Raw genomic sequence first — 16,886 nt, forward strand, 5'->3', positions numbered from 1 at the left:
GTTTCTGGCCGCGTCGGCTGGCGGCCCAGATGGCGCTGCTGCTCGCCATCGCGCTGTTCGTGGCGCAGGCGATCAGCTTCGTCCTGTTGCTCGGGGAGCGGCGGACGCTGGTGCTCGAGCAAGTCACCGGGCCATCCGTCGCCCGTCTGAACGACGCGATCGAACGCAGCGCCATGGGGCGCGGTCCGGGTCCGGATAGCGGCCGGGTGCGGCGCGTGCCGGTCAATCCAATCAAGGCGGACCTGCCCCGCGTCGCCGTCGTCGAATCGATCGTGCGCGAGGGCATGAAGGAACTGGGCCATCCCGTCCGGCAGGTCGTGACAGGCGTCCGTCCGTTCAACACCGCTGATTTCGACTGGCCGCGCCGCCGCTTCGACCGCAATCGCCATCCCGCCGACGAAGTGCTGATCGCGGTCCAGTCGCAGAAGATGGGCTGGTTCGTCACGCGGGCGGGCTGGCCGCGCGATGGCCTGTTCCTCGTCTGGCGACTCTTTTTCCAGACGCTGATCCTCTACGGCATCATCCTGTTGCCGGTGCTGTGGATCGGCCGCCGCATTTCGCGGCCCCTGCGCGACCTGACCCGCGCGGCCGAGCGGTTCGACCCGCGCGTACCCGGCGAGCCGATCCCCGAACAAGGGCCGCTCGATGTGTCCGGCCTGATCGCCGCGTTCAACGCGCTGCGCCTGCGCATCGGGGCGATGCTGGAGGAGAAGGACCGGATGCTGGGGGCGATCGGGCACGACCTGCGCACCCCGCTGGCCGCGCTGCGGGTGCGGATCGAGTCGGTCGAGGACGAACAGGATCGGCTGCGCATGGCCGACACCATTGCCGAGATGAACAAGACGCTGGAAGACATCCTCTCGCTCGCGCGCATGGGACGTCCCAGCGAGGCGGAAACCGATGTCGACCTCAACGCGCTGGTCGACGCGGTGGTCGCCGATTTCCACGATCTGGGGCAGGATGTCAGCTTCGAGGAAGGCGGGCGGCTCCGGCTGAAACTGCGCCCCTCGCTCATGCGGCGCGCGGTGCGCAACCTGATCGAGAATGCGGTCAAATATGGTCACGCCGCCGATGTCCGCATCGATGCGCAGGCGGAGCATGTCGCGATCATCGTCGCCGACCAGGGCCCCGGCATCGCCGAGGATCAGTTGGAGAAGGTGTTCGATCCCTTCACCCGGCTGGAAACTTCGCGCAACCGGGACACCGGCGGCGTAGGGCTGGGCCTCGCCCTCGCGCGGTCGATCGTGCGCGAGGCGGGCGGCGACATCCGCCTCGCCAACCAGCCCGAAGGCGGTTTGGCGGCGACGATCACCCTGCCCCGCAGCTGATTCGACATGATGGTGGAGGGCTGCCGTCATCGATGACGCCACCCCTCCGAACGGCGCTTACTTCGTCGGGAAACCGCGCTGCTTGAGCAGCGCGTTCACGTCTGGATCGCGGCCCCGGAAGGCACGGTATGCTTCCGCACGATCCGTCTCATTCCCGGTCGACAACAGGATGCGCGCGAAGCGATCCGCCGTCGCCTTGTCCCACGGGCTGCCCGCTTCCTCGAACGCGGCGAAGGTGTCGGCGTCCATCGTCTCCGACCAAAGATAGCTATAGTAACCGGCCGAATAGCTGTCCGACGAGAACAGGTGGTTGAACTGCGGCAGGCGGTGCCGCATCACCAGTTGCCTAGGCATCCCGATCTCCCGCAGGGTCGTCGCCTCGAACGCCGCCGGATCGACGATCCCGTCGGGGATGGTGTGCAGCTTCATGTCGACGATCGCCGAGGACAGATATTCGGTCGTCGCAAAGCCCTGGTTGAAGGTCTCCGACGCCTTGATCTTGTCGAGCAGCGCCTGCGGCATGGGCTGGCCGGTCTTGTAGTGGCGGGCGTACTTATCCAGCACGTCGCGGGTCAGCAGCCAATGCTCGTTCACCTGGCTGGGATATTCCACGAAGTCGCGCGGCGTGCCCGCCAACCCCGGATAGGTGACGTTCTGGAGCATCGCGTGGATCGCGTGGCCGAATTCGTGGAACAGCGTCTCGGCATCGTCCAGGCTTATAAGGACGGGCTCGCCCTTCGCGCCCTTGGCGAAGTTGTTGTTGTTGGACGACAGGACCGTCTGCACCGGCGGCAGGTTGCGCTGGCCGCGATAGGTGTTCGCCCAGGCCCCCGAGCGCTTGCCGGTCCGCGCGAAATCGTCGCGGTAAAACAGGCCGACCTCCTTGCCGTTGCGGGTTACATGCCAGACGCGCATGTTCGGCTCGAAGACCGGGACCGTGCCGGTAATCTCCTTGAACTCCAGTCCATAAAGCCGGTTCGCGGCATAGAGCGAACCCTGGATGATGTTGTTCAGCTCGAAATAAGGCTTCAGCTCCGCCTGATCGAGGTCGTAGCGGCTCTTGCGGACCTTTTCCTGATAGAAGCGATAGTCCCAGGGCTCGATGGTGATCTTGGCCCCGTCCTTATCCGCAATCGCCTGCATGTCCCGGACCTCCTCGGCGACGCGCGCCTTGGCGGCGGGCCAGACGCGCATCATCAGGTCCATCGCGGCGGCCGGGGTCTTGGCCATCGTGTCCTGCATCCGCCAGTCGGCATGGGTCTTGAAACCGAGCAGGTGCGCCCGGTTGGCGCGGAGCTTCACGATGCGGGCGATGGTCGCCTTGGTATCGTTGATGTCGCCATTGTCGCCGCGCTTGGTGAAGGCCCGCCATACCTGCTCGCGCAATGCCCGGTCGGTGGCGAAGGTCAGCACCGGATCGACCGCCGACCGGGTATTGACGATCGCCCAACCCTGCTGCCCGCGCTCGGCCGCGGCCGCCTTGGCAACCGCCTTCACGCTGTCGGGCAGGCCCGCCAGCCGCGCCTCGTCGGTGACGATGATCGCGGTGCCTTCGTCGGCCAGCAACCGCTGCGAAAACTCGCTGAAGTTGATCGCGAGATTCTGGTTGAAGGCGGACAGCTCCTCCTTCTGCGCCGGGGTCAGCTTCGCGCCCTGTCGCACGAAACTGTCATAGGTGCGCGTGACCAGCCGCTTCTGCTGCGCATCCAGGCCGCTGGTGTCGCGTGCCTTGTAGATCGCCTCGATCCGCGCGAACAGCTTGGGGTTGAAGGTGATCTCGTCCGACGCCTTGGACAATTTGGGCGACCATTCGCGGTCCAGCGCTTGATAGGCGGGCGTGTTCATGTTGCCCGTCATCACCCCGAACAGCGTCATCACGCGGTTCAGCGTCTGCCCGGCATTCTGCATCGGCACGAAGGTGTTGGCGAAAGTCGGTTTGGCCGGATTGTTGGCGATCCGGTCATAATCCTGTTTGCGCTCGGCCAGCGCGGCCTCGAAGGCGGACGGGAACAGCTCGGGCTTCACCTTGTCCCAAGGCGGCACCCCGCCATAGGGGCCGGTCCATGGGGCGATCAGCGGATTGGCGGCGGGCGCCTGTACGGCTTGCGGCGGGGACGCCATGGCGGACGTGCTCAAAAGAGCCGCCAAGGCGGCGGCGAGGGACAGATGACGCAATGTGAACTCCCGGTCATGAAAGGCGCGTCATCACCATAGGCCCGTAGTACGGCGGGTAAAGCCTTGTACCCTATCGCTTAATCCGCCGCTCCTTGCGCCTCCGCCAGCCGTGCCGCCGCCACCAGCCCTTCGCCGGTCGCACGCGCGGCGGCAGGGGTCATCGCCACCGCCACGCCGTTGGGACCGTCGAGCATGACGACCCCGCACTCGGCCGTCGCCACGCCCGCATCGTCATGGACCCCGTGATAGGGGCTACCGGAATCGTCGAGCGGCATCATACGCTTTGCTTCTCCAGCGTCGGGCCGCCGCCATAGAGATAGCCCGGATCGAAATCGGCCAGCGCCGCCAGCATGTTGAGGTCGATGATATGCGCCTCACCGCTGCGAAAGGTCATCAGCCCCCGCTCACGCAGCGATCGCAGGACGCGGTTCAGATGGACCGGAGTGATCCCGGCCGCCTCGGCCAAATCGATCTGCGTCACCGGGAAGCGGAACACCCCGTCGCGGACCAGATCAACCATGGCGAGCCGCGCATGAAGCTCGCAGAACAGATGCGCGACGCGTCCATCGGCCTCCAGCCGCCCGAGCCGGAACACCCATTCCCGGTGCATCGCCGCGTCCAGGAGCGTTGAGAACCACAGCAACCGCGTCAGCCGGGGATAGCCCGCCACGATCCGTTCCAGCCGGTCATGTCCCGCCAGCGCGACCCGCACCGGAGTCAGGGTCGCGACATCATGATCCAGATGACGCATGGCAAAGCCGTGCAGGTCGACGAAATCGCCGGGCACGTGAAAGGCGACGATCTGGCGATTGCCGTGCCGGTCGTCCATATACCGGCACATCACACCTTCGAGCAGCATGCTGCTGTACCGCACCCGCTCGTCGCGGCGGATGACGATGGTCCGGGCGGGGATGGCGCGCACCTCCTCGATGCTGTCCTCCAGTACCGCGACATCCTCGGCCGTCATGGTGTCGCGGCCCCGCCCCTTCAAAAACAACTCGGTCAGCAGCGGCCCGTCTTCGGCGCGCCTCTGCTCACGTAGCGTATCGACTGCGGAAACCGGCATCACTCGTCCCTCGCCCAGCGTTCGGGGAGGAAATCCTCCGCGCGGGCAAAGTGTTCCGCAAGCGACACGATCGTCCGGTCAGTCGCCGATCGGCTTGCCCGCCGCCTGCACCGGATCGCCGCCATGCGACAGGCCCTCGGGGTGTTTGCGGTTGCTGCGCACCGACGCCCAGAACGCCAGACCGATCAGCGTCGCTCCGATCAGGCCGGTGATCGTCTCGGGAATATGGAAGCGCACCGACAGCAGCATGATCGCAGCCAACGCGACGATCGCGTAAAAGGCGCCGTGTTCCAGATAGCGATATTGCGCCAGCGTGCCGTGATCGACCAGCATGATCGTCATCGACCGGACGAACATCGCGCCGATCCCCAGTCCCAGCGCGATGATGAACAGGTTGTTCGACAGCGCGAACGCGCCGATCACGCCGTCGAAGGAAAAGCTGGCGTCGAGCACTTCGAGATAGAGGAACGCCGCAAAGCCCGACCGCGCCGCCGCGCCCGTCACCGCATCGCCGTCGCTGCCCAGCAGCACGCCGATCGCATGGACCGCGATATAGGTAAGCAGGCCGAAAATGCCGGAGGTGATGAAGGTCATCGCCTCCTCCGCCGGGATGAAGCGCGAAATGCCATAGAGCGCCAGCAGGACGATGCCCGTCGCCAGCCCCGAAATGTCGCGCAGCGCGGCGAGCGGCCGTTCGATCACCGGCAGCCAATGCTCGTCCTTCTCGTCGTCGAGAAAGAAGTTCAGGCCGACCATCGCCAGGAAGCTGCCGCCAAAGCCCGAAATGCCGACATGGGCGGAGGTTATGATCTGCTCGTAACGGACCGGATCACCCGCCGCGAGCTTCACCGCCTCGATCGGACCCAGATGCGCAGCGATCGCGACGATGGCGAGCGGGAAGACGATGCGCATCCCGAACACGGCGATGACGATGCCCCAGGTCAGGAAGCGGTGCCGCCACTTATCGTCCATGTCGCGCAGCACGGTCGCGTTGACCACCGCATTGTCGAACGACAATGACACTTCCAGGACGCCCAAGACCAACACGATCCACAGGACGCCGAGTGTGCCGGGAACCGTCCCCGTGCTCTGAAAGCCCAGCCAGGCCGCGATGGCCAGGCAGAGCAACGTGAACAGAAGCGATCCCTTATAATATTTCAGCAGCACTCGCATGGTCCCCCGTAGCTGTCCGATCGACCGCACGCTTTCGGTGCTCCGACGATCGGGACTAAAGTCCGGCTCGTCGGATTTGTTCAATCGGGCACGGCCCTATCGCCGCGAAGCCGCGGCGGGACAAGTCGCGATCAGGTAGGGGTCAGATGCGCGCGTCGTTGCCGATCAGCTGTTCGGAGATCCGCGTCGCCGTCGCGCGGAGTTCAGCCAACGCTTGATCTCCATCGACCAACGCGTCGGTGATGCGGATGAACGGGACGGTCAGCACGGCAACGGCCCGGTCGCCGCGCATGATTGGCACAGCCAATTCCACCATGCCGGGCAATTCGACGCTGTCTGTCTGGACAAAGCCCTGCTGGCGGATCGCGTCGGTGATGGCGATCAGGTGCGCCCGCCGCTGCTCCGACAGGGGCGGGTCGAACAACCCGTCCCATTCGCGCCGGGCCTGTTCGGGCTGGAAGGCGTAGAGGACATGGCCCGAAGGCGTCTCATGGATAGGGCGGCGATACCCGACGCGCACCGAAAAGCCGACCGAGGTATTGGCCTCCATCCGCGCGATGACCGAGGAGGCGGCGCCCGACGGGATGGCGAGGTAGCAGGACTGGCCGATCCGGTCCGAGAGCAGCCGCATCTCAGGCAGCGCCTGCTCCATCAGGCTGCGCACCGGCGGGCGCTTCAGCCCCAGATGGAACAGACGCGGGGTCATGACATAGCCGTCCGGCCCCTGTGCTACATAACCGCGATGCTCCAGGACCTGGATCATGCGGAACAGCTCCCCCGTCGACCGGCCGAGACGGGTGACGATCGCGCTCATCGTCAATGGATGATCCTCGGCGGCGAGCAGTTCCAGGATGTCCAGACCCTTCTCCAGCGCCGGAGCGCGGTAGAGCCGCTTGTCGTCCAATATTTCTGGCGTTTCGCTGGCCAAAAATTCCCTCCGTTCCGATCGACGACGCCGCGCGACCGTCCTTATTCTCGTTATTAGACCCCCGCGGCTATATAGGCTGCGTGTCAGGCAGCAATATGATTAACGTCAGAATGACAGTAATTTAATCAATCAGAATATGGACGACATTGCTGGCCACCGGGGCGACGGTGCGAGCCTCCGCCGGTGATGCCTTGGCCTGACGGCTCGGATCGGCCAGGACGACCCGCCAGCGTCCGGCATGATGACTGGCCGAAACAATATTGTACGCGCCGCCCATCGCCTGAACCAGCGCGTCCGGCAGGCTGGTCTGCGTCGCCACCTCCGCCGTCCGCACGGGCGCCGCTGCGACAGGAGCCGCCGCACGGGCCGTGGCCGCGATCGGCCCGGACTCGATCGCGGCGCGCATTTCCATCGCCACGGTGTCGGCTACCGGACCCAGCACGACCTGAACGCCGCTGGGCGACGGACGCAGGATACCCCGCGCGCCCAGCCGCTTGAGCGCAGGCTCGTCGACCTGGGCCGGATCGACCACGATCAGGCGCAGGCGGGTGGTGCAGGCCGCGATCTCGCTGAGGTTCGTGCTGCCGCCCATCGCCGCGACGAAGGACGCCCCGCGCCCGCCCGCGATCTCGGTCGCCTCGCCCTCTGCTGCCGCCTCGACCTCGCGGCCCGGCGTCTGCAGGTTCCAGCGGCGGATCGCGAAGCGGAACACCGCATAATAGATCAGGGCATAGGCCGCGCCGATCGGCAACAGCATCAGCGGCTTGGTCGCCTTGCCGAAATTGATGACATAGTCGAACAGACCGGCCGAGAAGGTATAGCCCAGCCTTACGCCCAGCGCGTTCATCAAGGCTTCCGACAGGCCGGTCAGGACCGCGTGAAAGGCATAGAGGACGGGCGCCAGGAACATGAAGCTGAATTCGATAGGCTCGGTCACGCCGGTCAGGAACGACATCAGCGCCAGGCTGAACAACATGCCGCCGACCGCTTTTTTCCGCTCTGGCAGAGCCTCATGATACATGGCCAGACAAGCGGCGGGCAGGCCGAACATCATGACGGGGAAGAACCCACTCATGAACGCGCCCGCCGTCGGATCGCCCGCGAAAAAGCGGGTCAGGTCGCCGGTCTTGCCCTGATAATCGCCGACCACGAAATAGGCGACGGTGTTCAGGATGTGGTGCAGCCCGGTCACGACCAGCAGGCGGTTCAACACGCCGAACGCGAACAGCCCCAGCCCGCCCGCCTGGACGATGCCCTGGCTCATCGCGTCGATGCCCGCATTGACCGGCCCGAACGCCACGCCCAACAGCGCTGCCAGCCCGAGCCCGGCAATGCCCGAGATGATCGGCACGAAACGGCGACCGCCGAAAAAGGCCAGATATTCTGGCATCTTGATGGTTGCGAAGCGGTTGTAGAAATTGCCGCCGATCAGACCGGCGACGATACCGACCGGCACGTCGAACCGATGGACCGACTTGGTCCGCCACGCCGCCTCTACGGTCGCGGCGATGTCCTTGGCCAGTCCAACTCCCGTCCCGGCGGGCGGCACGATCAGCGTCTCGGCGCCCTTGATGGTGACGAGGTAGCAGGTGATGCCCGCCAGTGCCGCCGCGCCATTGCCGTCACGGGCAAAGGCGGTGGCGACGCCGACCGCGAACAACAGCCCCAGATTATCGAAGATCGCATTGCCCGCATTCGCCATGAAGGCGATGTTCAGCATATCGGGCTGGCCCAAGCGCAGTAACAGGCCCGCGACCGGCAGCACCGCGATGGGCAGCATGAGCGCCCGCCCGAGCGATTGGATGGTGGCCATGGGCGAGCTCATGCGCCGATCTCCTGAAGCATAGTCGTAATGTGCGCGCGGACCGCCGCCGCCGAGGGGAGCGCCAGCGCGGCAATCGCGGCGGCACGGCATTTCACCATGTCGAGCTTGCCGACCAGCGCCTTGATCGCCGCCACCCGCGCGGGGGGCACCGACAATTCGGTGACGCCCAGACCCAGCAGGATCGGCACTGCCAGACGATCGGCGGCCAGCGAACCGCAGACGCCCACCGGCGTATCGTGGCGTGCCGCGCCGTCGCAGGTCGTGCCGATCAGGCGCAGCACCGCCGGATGAAGCCCGTCGACCCCCGCCGCCACCGCCGCATTGCCGCGATCCATGGCCAGCGTATATTGGGTCAGGTCGTTCGTACCGATCGAAAAAAAGTCCGCCTTACGCGCGAGAATATCGGCGGAAATCGCGGCCGCCGGGGTCTCGATCATCACGCCGACCTCCGCCTTCCCGCCCTGCCGCTCGACGACGGCGCGAACCGCCTCCAGCTCGGACAGGCTGGCGATCATCGGCGCCATGATCCGGCACGGCTGACGCACTGCCAGGATCGCAGCCACCTGATCCTCCAGCAGCTGCGGATCGGCGAGCGACACCCGGATGCCGCGCAGGCCCAGCGCCGGATTCTCCTCGACGGGCAGGTCCATATAGGGCGCGGGCTTGTCGCCGCCGACATCGAGCAGCCGGACGATCATCGGCCGGTCGCCCAGCGCATCGGCGATCGCCTGGTAATCGCGGGCCTGTTCGTCGCGGGTCGGCGCGGTTTCGCGTTCCAGGAATAGGAATTCGGTGCGTAGCAGGCCGCAGCCTTCCGCGCCCTCAGCCACCGCCGCCTCTGCATCGGCGACCGAGCCCAGATTGGCGAACATCTCGATCCGGGTGCCGTCCGCCATACGGCACGGCCCCTGCGCCCCGCGCGCGGCTTCCATCTCGGCCTTGCGGCGGGCGATGGTGTCGCGCACCTGGCCTTGCGCCTCGGCATCGGGTTCGGGGTCGATCAGGCCGCGATCGGCGTCGAGCACGATGACCCGGCCATCCTCCAGCGCGGCCAGCGGCTCACCGAACGCGACCGCCATGGGTAGGCCCATGCCCGCCGCCAGAATCGCGGCGTGCGAGGTCGGTCCGCCCTTAACCAGCGCGATGCCCGCCACGACGGCGGAATCCAGCGCCGCCACCTGGCTGGGCAGCAGATCCTCGGCAACCAATATCGCGCCGGTCGGCACGTACGGTCCCTCGATCGGGAGGCCCGCCAGGGCGGCGAGCACATGGCGTTCCAGATCGCGCAGATCGTCGGCGCGCTCGGCGATACGGCGGTCGCCGCTCGACAACAGGACGGCGACCTGTTCGGTGATCGCTTCCTGCCACGCCACGCCCGCGCTCATCCCCCGGCCGATCACGACAAAAGCGGCGTCAGTCAGCGTCGGATCGGCCAGCATCGCGCCATGCGCGGCCATCACCCCGCCGCGTGCGCCACCGGCGGCGGCCGCCCGGGCGAGGCCCTCGCGCACCGTGTCAAGCGCCTCGTTCAGGCGGGTGCGTTCTTCCTCCTCCGTACCCGCCACCGTCTCGACCGGAATGGCGGCGCGGGTCAGGCGGTGGATCGGCCCGACCGCAAGACCCGGCGCGGCGGGCACACCGCCCAGCCCCGGTCCCTCGCCGCGCACTGGCTCGGGTACATCAATCGGCGTTTCCTCGGGCGTGGCATCGTTTAGGAAGGCGATGACCTCGGCCAGGGCGGCGGCGGCCTGCGCTCCGCTCGCCTCAATCCGGACGGTCGTACCATGGCCCAGCCCCAGCCCCAGCAGGCCCACCGCACTCAGCGCCGAGGCGTGGCGGTCGCCATGATACAGGGTGACGCGCGCATCATACTTACGCACCGCCTCGACCAGCCGCGCGGCGGGCCGGGCGTGCAAACCGTGCGACAGCGCGACGACCGTTTCCTCGACCAGCATGTCACCGCCGGTGTCAGCATCGACCGTCTCGACGCCCAGCGGCACGACGCGCAGCAGCGGATCGCCTACCGCGACCAGGCCCTTGGCAATCGGCTCGACGGCGTAGCGGCTGGCGTCGGCCACGATGATCGGCGTGACGACGGCCGGCGCGTTCTGGACCAGATAGTCGAGGTCGAAGCGGACCAGCGGCTGGCCCGCCAGCACCTTCGCGCCCGCCTGTACCTGCGGCGTCAGCCCCTTGCCACCCAGCGACACGGTGTCGATCCCGATATGGCAGATCAGTTCATAGCCGTCGGTGCTGCGCAGCGTCACCGCATGGCCCGCCTCGTGCACGGTCAGCACGGTCGCGTCGCAGGGCGCGCACAGCGCGTCGTTGACCGGATCGATCGCGACGCCGTCGCCCAGCATCTTCTCGGCGAAGACGGGGTCGGGCACCTGGGCGAGCGGCGTCACCCAGCCTGCCAGCGGCGCATAAACGGTCAGGTCACTCATCGCACGTCACTTTCGCCAAACTGCATTCCTTCCCCGTGAGCGATCGCCGACGCATTCAGCGCGGATCGATCGTCACCCGGCCCAGCAGGCCGCTATCGATATTGCCCATCCCCGCGACGATCAGCGCGATGGTCCGCTTGCCCGCGCCCGCCGGAAGCGTCGCTGTCATGGGGCCGGGCTTGGGGTCGCGCTTTTCGGCGACCAGCTGCCCATCGACCCACAGGCTCGCCATGCCGCCGACCGAGGCCAGCCGCAGTTTGCCGCCACGCGCCGCCACCGCCCGCCGGGGTGTCACGACCGCGCGATAGACGCGCCAGCCCGCCCCTTCCGCCGGGGTCGGCGTGCCCGCCTGGACAAAGGCCCAGCCGTTATTGTCGCTGGCGGCGGGCGCGAGATCGGGCGCGGGCTTGGTCGCCAGCAGCGGCGAGCGCCGCCATTCGCGCACGTCCATGTCGCCGTTCATCACCGCGACCTGCGCACGCGGCGTCACGCCCAGCCGGTCGAGCTTCAGCGTAGCAGGCTTCAACCCGTCCGCCGTCGCACGAATGGTGATCCGCCCGCGCCCGGTATCGGGCCGCACGATCATCTGGGCGAGGCCGTTGAACAGCGAGCGCTGGTTGCCCTTTTCGGACTCGTGGCTGTTGGGATCGCCATTGCCGACCCCAATGATCGCGCCGCCCTCGATGGTGAAGCGGGCCATCAGATTGGCGGTCGGGACGTGGCGCCCCTTGGCGTCCACGGCGTCGATGGTGATCGCCTGCGCGTCCTCGGTATCGCCCGCCATCACGGTGCGTGCCGGGGTCAGCCGCAGCGCGACCGGCGCTCCGACCGTCTCATGCGCGGCGCGGGCGACCTCGCGACCGCCGCGATAGGCGATCGCCTCGATCCGGCCCGGCGCATAAGGGATAGTCCAATCATTGCCCATCAGCCGGTCGACCGCCGCCTCGCCCACCGTCTTCCCGTTCAGGCGAAGGACGATGCGCTCGGCATTGGACAGGACCATGACCTTGGTCGGCTTGCCTTCGCGCCCCGGCCAGCTCCAGTGCGGTGCGATCGCGACCACCGGCTCGTCGTCGATCCAGGCGGCGCGATGGATATCGAAGGCGACTTTCGGGAAACCGCACAGGTCCAGGATGCCGAAGAAGCTGGCGATGGTCGGCCATTCATAGGGCGTCGGCTCGCCATGATAGTCGAAGCCGGTCCATACGAACCCGCCCGCGACGTATGGCCGCTCGGCGATCTTCTTCCAGGCCCCTCGATGCGTGTCGCCCCAGCTCGCCGCCTCGACGTCATAGCTCGACGCGATATGGCGGGCCGGATCGCTCTCGAACGCGCCGCGCGTCATGAAGGCGCTGGTATCCTCCGAGCTGGTCATCGGCTTGGCCGGGTTCAGCTGGTGATAGCGGTCGTAATCGCCCTGATAATAGTTGAACCCGGTTACATCGACGACCTGCGCGACGTTGACCGGATTGAAGAACGCACCGTTCATCGCCGCCGTCACGGGGCGGCTGTCGTCCAGCGCGCGGACCCAGTGCGCCATGCGCTGCACCATCGCCACGCCTGCGGGCGTGCCCTGCATCGGCTCCTCGTTGAAGACCGACCACAGGATGACGCTGGGGTGATTGCGATCGCGCCGGACCAGCCATTCCAGCTGGGCGCGATATTCGGGCGCGGGATTGAACTGCCGGTTCTCGTTCATCACGAGGAAGCCGAGCCGATCGCACCAGTCGAGCAGCTCCGGCGTCGGCGCATTGTGGCTGGACCGAATGGCGTTGCAGCCCATCGCCTTCAGCCGCTCCAGCCGCCAGCCGAGCAGCGCATCGGGGATGGCGGTACCGACGCCCGCATGATCCTGATGCAGGCACACGCCCTTCAGCTTGACGGGGCGATCATTGAGGAAAAAGCCGTTGGCCGCGTCGAAGCGCAGCGTGCGGAATCCGATCGGCACGCGGCGTTCGTCCGCCACCTGTCCGTTGCGGAGCAGCCTCACGTCGAGCGTGTAGAGCGTCGGACGCTCGACCGACCAAAGCTGCGGACCGGCGACGGGCAGGTCGAGCGTGGCCGTGGCTTCGTCGAAGGTCGGCACGGTCGCCTGCGCCTGTCCCTGCGCGACGACCTTGCCCTGCGGATCGAGCAGCCGTGCCTCGACCGTGACCGCGCTGTCGCCCGTGGCGATGCTGGTCAGCGTGGTGGTGACGGGGACATGCCAGCGGCCATCGGTCTTGCGCGGATCGCAGTGTACACCGTCGGTCGCGATCGACACGGCTGCATAATCGCCCAGCCAGACATGGCGGTAGAGCCCAGCGCCCTCATACCACCAGCCCTCCATCGCGTCCGCATCGACACGGACCGCGACGACATTCGCCTCGTCCCCGAAACGCGCAAACGGAGTCAGGTCGATGCGGACCGCGTTATAGCCCGAGAAATTGTGCGAAACGACACTGCCATTGACCCAGATCGTGGCGTTCGTCGCGATGCCGCCGAATTCCAGCTCGATCCGCCGTCCGCGCAAAGCGGGATCGAGACCGAAGCTGCGCCGATACCAGCCGATCCCGCGCGGTCGATAGCCTTGCGCGACATTGGCGGTCTTTACGAAGGGCTGGAACGAGGCCCAGTCATGCGGCAGGTCGACCGCCTGCCAATCGCTATCGTCATAATCGACCGCCGCCGCACCGCGCGCATTGCCCGCCTTGACCGACAGATAGGTCGCGTTGTGCGTGTCGAGCGGCGCAGGCTCGACATCGCCTTCATGGAACAGCCAGCCGCGATCCATCAGGACGCGGGCCGCATCCTGCACCGGCAGCGCGGGCGGAAGCTGGTCCACCGGCTCGGGCATGGGCAGCGCGCCCGCGCCGTCCGCCGGGCGGCGACTGGCGGCAAAGGCCGGGACAGGCGCCATGCCGCCCGCCAGCCCCACCACCGCGCTGCCCAGCAGAAGGTCGCGGCGCGCGACCGTCATGCCGCGACCGGCTCCGTCGAGGCGATACGCGTCTCGACCGGCTTGAGCGCGGCGTCGAGCACCACCCAGTCGGCGCGCAGACCCTGGGCCAGCGCCCCGCGCTCCTGCGAGAGCCCCAGGAACGCCGCCGGATGCGTCGCGGCCATCGCCGCCGCCTGATCGACGGTAATGCGCAGCTGCTCGACCGCATTGGCGACCGCTGACCCCATATCGAGGTCCGAGCCCGCCAGCGTGCCGTCGGTATAGGTGCACTTGCCGCCCGACACGTCGATATGACGGCCGTGCAGGACGAAGTCCTTCTCGACCGCGCCGACCGACGACATCGCATCGGTAACGAGCATCAGCCTGTCGAACGGCCGCGCCTTCATCGCCAGCCGCAGCATCGGCGCCGAGACGTGGAAACCGTCGATGATGAGGCCGCTATAGGGGCGCGGATCGTCGAGCGTCGCGCCCGCCAGCCCCGGCACCCGCTGCTGCATCGCAGGCATGGCGTTGTAGAGATGGGTAATGCCGGACAGCCCGACATCGAACGCCGCCATCGCCTGTTCGTAGCTGGCCTCGCTATGCCCCGCGCTGACCAGCACGCCCGCCGCGACCAGACGCTGGATGGTCTCGACCGGCACCCGCTCGGGCGCGATGGTCAGCATGACCTTGCCCTTGCGGGGGCGGGTCAGGACGGCGACCATCTCCTCGTCCAGGTCGCGGAAGCGCGTCGGATCGTGAATACCTTTCCGCGCCGGGTTCAGCACCGGCCCTTCGACATGGATGCCGACGATGCCGGGCACCTTGGCCTCGATCGCCTCATCGATCGCGTCCAGCGCGCGGGCGATCTTGTCGGGCGTTTCGCTGACCAGCGTCGGCAGCATCGCGGTGGTGCCATAGGCCGCATGGGCCGCCGCCATGGTCGCGATGCCGTCCACGTCGAGCCGGTCGTTGAACAGCACGCCGCCGCCGCCATTGACCTGCGTATCGATATAGCCGGGCACGACCCAGCCGCCGTTCAGGTCGATCGTGTCGGCCGAACCTTCGACCGAACCGATCGAGGCGATACGATCGCCCTCAACAGTGATCTCCGCGCCCGGCAGAACCCCGCTCTGGGTCGCGACATGGCCGTTGACGAAACGGAAACGGGTCATAGCGTGCGGGTCACTTTCTGCAGATGCGGCGGCGAGTCGGGGTCCATGCCACGGGCGAGCGCCAGCGCCTCGACCATGCGGTAGAAGCTGGCGAGCATCGCAATCGGCTCCAGCGCGGGATGGCCCGCGACCATCGGCAGCGCACCGCCCTGCCCCGCGACGAACGGCTTGGCGCCGCGCGCCTCGAACTGGTTGGCAACTGCCTTCACGTCCTCGCCCGCCACGTCGGAGGTGGCGAAGCCCAGCACCGAATAGCCGGGCTCGACGATACGCATCGGACCGTGGCGCACTTCGGCCGCGCTGAACGGCTCGGCCTGGATCGAGCAGGTTTCCTTGAGCTTCAGCGCGGCTTCCTGCGCGACGCCGTAGCCGTAACCGCGACCCAGCACGAACATCTGGCTGACTTCGCGCAATCCCTCGACCGCCGGGGACCAGTCGAGGCCCAGCGCCTGTTCGACCTGACCGGGCAGATCATTGAGGGCGGCCTCCAGCGTCTCGTCGCCGGCCCAGGCGGCGGCGAGCTGCGCCAAACCCGCCAGCGCGGTCAGGCAGGACTTGGTGGCGGCGACGGCCTTTTCGGGACCTGCCGATAGCGGCAGGAAGGTGTCCGCGCCGGTCGCCAGCGGCGACTCTTCATCGTTCACAAGCGCGACGATATGCGCGCCGCCCGCGCGATACGCCTCGACCGTTGCCAGCAGGTCCGGGCTGCGCCCCGACTGCGAGATGGCGATGACCAGCGCGCCCTGCACCTTCATCGGCGTCTCGAAGATCGACGCGACCGAGGGGGCCGCCGACGACACCGGCACGCCGGTTTTCGTCTCCAGGATATATTTGCCATAGGTCGCGGCATGATCCGACGACCCACGGGCGATGGTGATGATCACCGGCGGCGGCGCGGCACGCAGCCGCTCGGCCAGCGCCCGGACGGTCGGCGCATTGCGCGCGAGCAGCCGGGCGATCGCCTCCGGCGCCTCCCCCGCTTCCGCTCCCATCAGGGTGCTGGTCCCCGCACTACCGGCGGTCATCACATCAGACATCGGTTAACTCCGCGACGAAATCATAGGCATCGCCGCGATAGAAGGACTGGGTATATTCCACCGCCCGTCCATCGCGTAGAAATCCGCGCCGTTCGATCAACAGGCCCGCATGGCCCGGATCGACATCCAGCATCTTGGCATGATCGGGCCCGAACGGCACCGCACGCAGCCGCTGCAACGCGCGCACCGGCCGGTTGCCGGTCCGCTCCAGCGCCGCATAGAGCGAGCGGTCGACCGCCTCGATCGAGGGCAGCGCAAAGCCCGCGATGGTCGAAACCTCGATCGCCATCGGCACCTCGTCGGCGAAGCGCACCCGCTGAAAGCGATAGACCGGCGCGCCCGGCGACAGGCCCAGCGACAGCGCCTCTTCCGGCGTCACGGTGCCCGGCGCACGGCTGACCCACTGGCTGCTCGGCGTGCGGCCGCGCGCGATCATGTCTTCGGAGAAGGAGGACAGCTTGGAGAAGCTCTTCTCGACACGCCCCGCGACGAAGGTCCCCGCGCCGCGTCGGCGCGTCAGCAGCCCTTCCTCGACCAGACCGCCGATCGCCTTGCGCACCGTGATCCGCGACACGTCATATTCGATCGCCAGATCGCGCTCGGCGGGGATCGCATCATCCTCGGCCAGGACATTGTTGGTGATCGCATCGCGCAGCAGCTGCTGGAGCTGGAGGTATAACGGCGCGGGGTTCCCCTTTCGGAAGGAGCCGACCTGCGCCGAGAATGTCATGGCCGCGCCATCCCCCTTTGCCCGGGCGTCGCTCATGCCACGCCCCGCTTCGTCAACAGACTTATCGCAGCCACACCATGCG

The 16,886-nt window shown here is 67.3% G+C and carries 12 protein-coding genes; 1 reads left to right on the forward strand and 11 read right to left on the reverse strand.

Annotation, left to right across the window (positions count from 1 at the left end):
• Positions 1 to 29: 29 nt before the first annotated feature.
• Positions 30 to 1,328, forward strand: a complete 1,299-nt coding sequence (locus KV697_RS04305) for a sensor histidine kinase (RefSeq protein ID WP_219021240.1) — start codon at positions 30 to 32, stop codon at positions 1,326 to 1,328.
• Between the two features lie 57 nt (positions 1,329 to 1,385).
• Here the strand turns inward: KV697_RS04305 and KV697_RS04310 are convergent, their stop codons facing one another.
• The 11 genes from KV697_RS04310 to KV697_RS04360 all read right to left on the reverse strand — a co-directional run bounded on the left by KV697_RS04310 (position 1,386) and on the right by KV697_RS04360 (position 16,804).
• Entirely contained in the window at positions 1,386 to 3,503 is a 2,118-nt protein-coding gene (locus KV697_RS04310; protein ID WP_219020233.1) for a M3 family metallopeptidase, read from the reverse strand.
• 77 nt (positions 3,504 to 3,580) lie between these two features.
• The gene (locus tag KV697_RS04315; protein ID WP_257575599.1) at positions 3,581 to 3,781 is read right to left on the reverse strand and encodes a hypothetical protein; all 201 of its coding nucleotides are present in this window, start codon (positions 3,779 to 3,781) and stop codon (positions 3,581 to 3,583) included.
• Entirely contained in the window at positions 3,778 to 4,569 is a 792-nt protein-coding gene (locus tag KV697_RS04320; RefSeq protein ID WP_219020234.1) for a Crp/Fnr family transcriptional regulator, read from the reverse strand. Before KV697_RS04320 ends, KV697_RS04315 begins: the two co-directional genes overlap by 4 nt.
• A gap of 78 nt (positions 4,570 to 4,647) precedes the next feature.
• The gene (locus KV697_RS04325) at positions 4,648 to 5,742 is read right to left on the reverse strand and encodes a DUF475 domain-containing protein (RefSeq protein ID WP_219020235.1); all 1,095 of its coding nucleotides are present in this window, start codon (positions 5,740 to 5,742) and stop codon (positions 4,648 to 4,650) included.
• 142 nt (positions 5,743 to 5,884) lie between these two features.
• Complete coding sequence (locus KV697_RS04330; protein WP_219020236.1) at positions 5,885 to 6,670, reverse strand: IclR family transcriptional regulator; 786 nt, start codon at positions 6,668 to 6,670, stop codon at positions 5,885 to 5,887.
• A gap of 121 nt (positions 6,671 to 6,791) precedes the next feature.
• Positions 6,792 to 8,495: an N-acetylglucosamine-specific PTS transporter subunit IIBC gene (nagE, locus tag KV697_RS04335; RefSeq protein ID WP_219020237.1), complete on the reverse strand. Its 1,704-nt coding sequence runs from the start codon at positions 8,493 to 8,495 to the stop codon at positions 6,792 to 6,794.
• Positions 8,492 to 10,942, reverse strand: a complete 2,451-nt coding sequence (gene ptsP, locus KV697_RS04340; RefSeq protein ID WP_219020238.1) for a phosphoenolpyruvate--protein phosphotransferase — start codon at positions 10,940 to 10,942, stop codon at positions 8,492 to 8,494. The genes nagE and ptsP overlap by 4 nt, the downstream gene beginning before the upstream one ends.
• 55 nt (positions 10,943 to 10,997) lie before the next feature.
• On the reverse strand, positions 10,998 to 13,901 hold the full coding sequence (galA, locus tag KV697_RS04345) for a beta-galactosidase GalA (RefSeq protein WP_219020239.1): 2,904 nt from the start codon (positions 13,899 to 13,901) through the stop codon (positions 10,998 to 11,000).
• Entirely contained in the window at positions 13,898 to 15,037 is a 1,140-nt protein-coding gene (gene nagA / locus KV697_RS04350; RefSeq protein ID WP_219020240.1) for an N-acetylglucosamine-6-phosphate deacetylase, read from the reverse strand. The genes galA and nagA overlap by 4 nt, the downstream gene beginning before the upstream one ends.
• Entirely contained in the window at positions 15,034 to 16,074 is a 1,041-nt protein-coding gene (locus KV697_RS04355) for an SIS domain-containing protein (protein WP_257575600.1), read from the reverse strand. Before KV697_RS04355 ends, nagA begins: the two co-directional genes overlap by 4 nt.
• Positions 16,067 to 16,804, reverse strand: coding sequence for a GntR family transcriptional regulator (locus tag KV697_RS04360; RefSeq protein WP_056438491.1), 738 nt, complete (start codon positions 16,802 to 16,804; stop codon positions 16,067 to 16,069). Before KV697_RS04360 ends, KV697_RS04355 begins: the two co-directional genes overlap by 8 nt.
• Between the last annotated feature and the right edge of the window lie 82 nt (positions 16,805 to 16,886).

The organism is Sphingomonas sanguinis (assembly GCF_019297835.1).
GTDB lineage: Bacteria > Pseudomonadota > Alphaproteobacteria > Sphingomonadales > Sphingomonadaceae > Sphingomonas > Sphingomonas sanguinis_D.

What these genes read in the sequence shown, in the direction of transcription:
- KV697_RS04320 (WP_219020234.1), bottom strand. Translation starts at nt 4,569, where the DNA reads ATGCCGGTTTCCGCAGTCGATACGCTACGTGAGCAGAGGCGCGCCGAA.
- KV697_RS04355 (WP_257575600.1), bottom strand. Translation starts at nt 16,074, where the DNA reads ATGTCTGATGTGATGACCGCCGGTAGTGCGGGGACCAGCACCCTGATG.
- galA (WP_219020239.1), bottom strand. Translation starts at nt 13,901, where the DNA reads ATGACGGTCGCGCGCCGCGACCTTCTGCTGGGCAGCGCGGTGGTGGGG.
- KV697_RS04315 (WP_257575599.1), bottom strand. Translation starts at nt 3,781, where the DNA reads ATGATGCCGCTCGACGATTCCGGTAGCCCCTATCACGGGGTCCATGAC.
- nagA (WP_219020240.1), bottom strand. Translation starts at nt 15,037, where the DNA reads ATGACCCGTTTCCGTTTCGTCAACGGCCATGTCGCGACCCAGAGCGGG.
- ptsP (WP_219020238.1), bottom strand. Translation starts at nt 10,942, where the DNA reads ATGAGTGACCTGACCGTTTATGCGCCGCTGGCAGGCTGGGTGACGCCG.
- KV697_RS04305 (WP_219021240.1), top strand. Translation starts at nt 30, where the DNA reads ATGGCGCTGCTGCTCGCCATCGCGCTGTTCGTGGCGCAGGCGATCAGC.
- KV697_RS04325 (WP_219020235.1), bottom strand. Translation starts at nt 5,742, where the DNA reads ATGCGAGTGCTGCTGAAATATTATAAGGGATCGCTTCTGTTCACGTTG.
- KV697_RS04360 (WP_056438491.1), bottom strand. Translation starts at nt 16,804, where the DNA reads ATGACATTCTCGGCGCAGGTCGGCTCCTTCCGAAAGGGGAACCCCGCG.
- nagE (WP_219020237.1), bottom strand. Translation starts at nt 8,495, where the DNA reads ATGAGCTCGCCCATGGCCACCATCCAATCGCTCGGGCGGGCGCTCATG.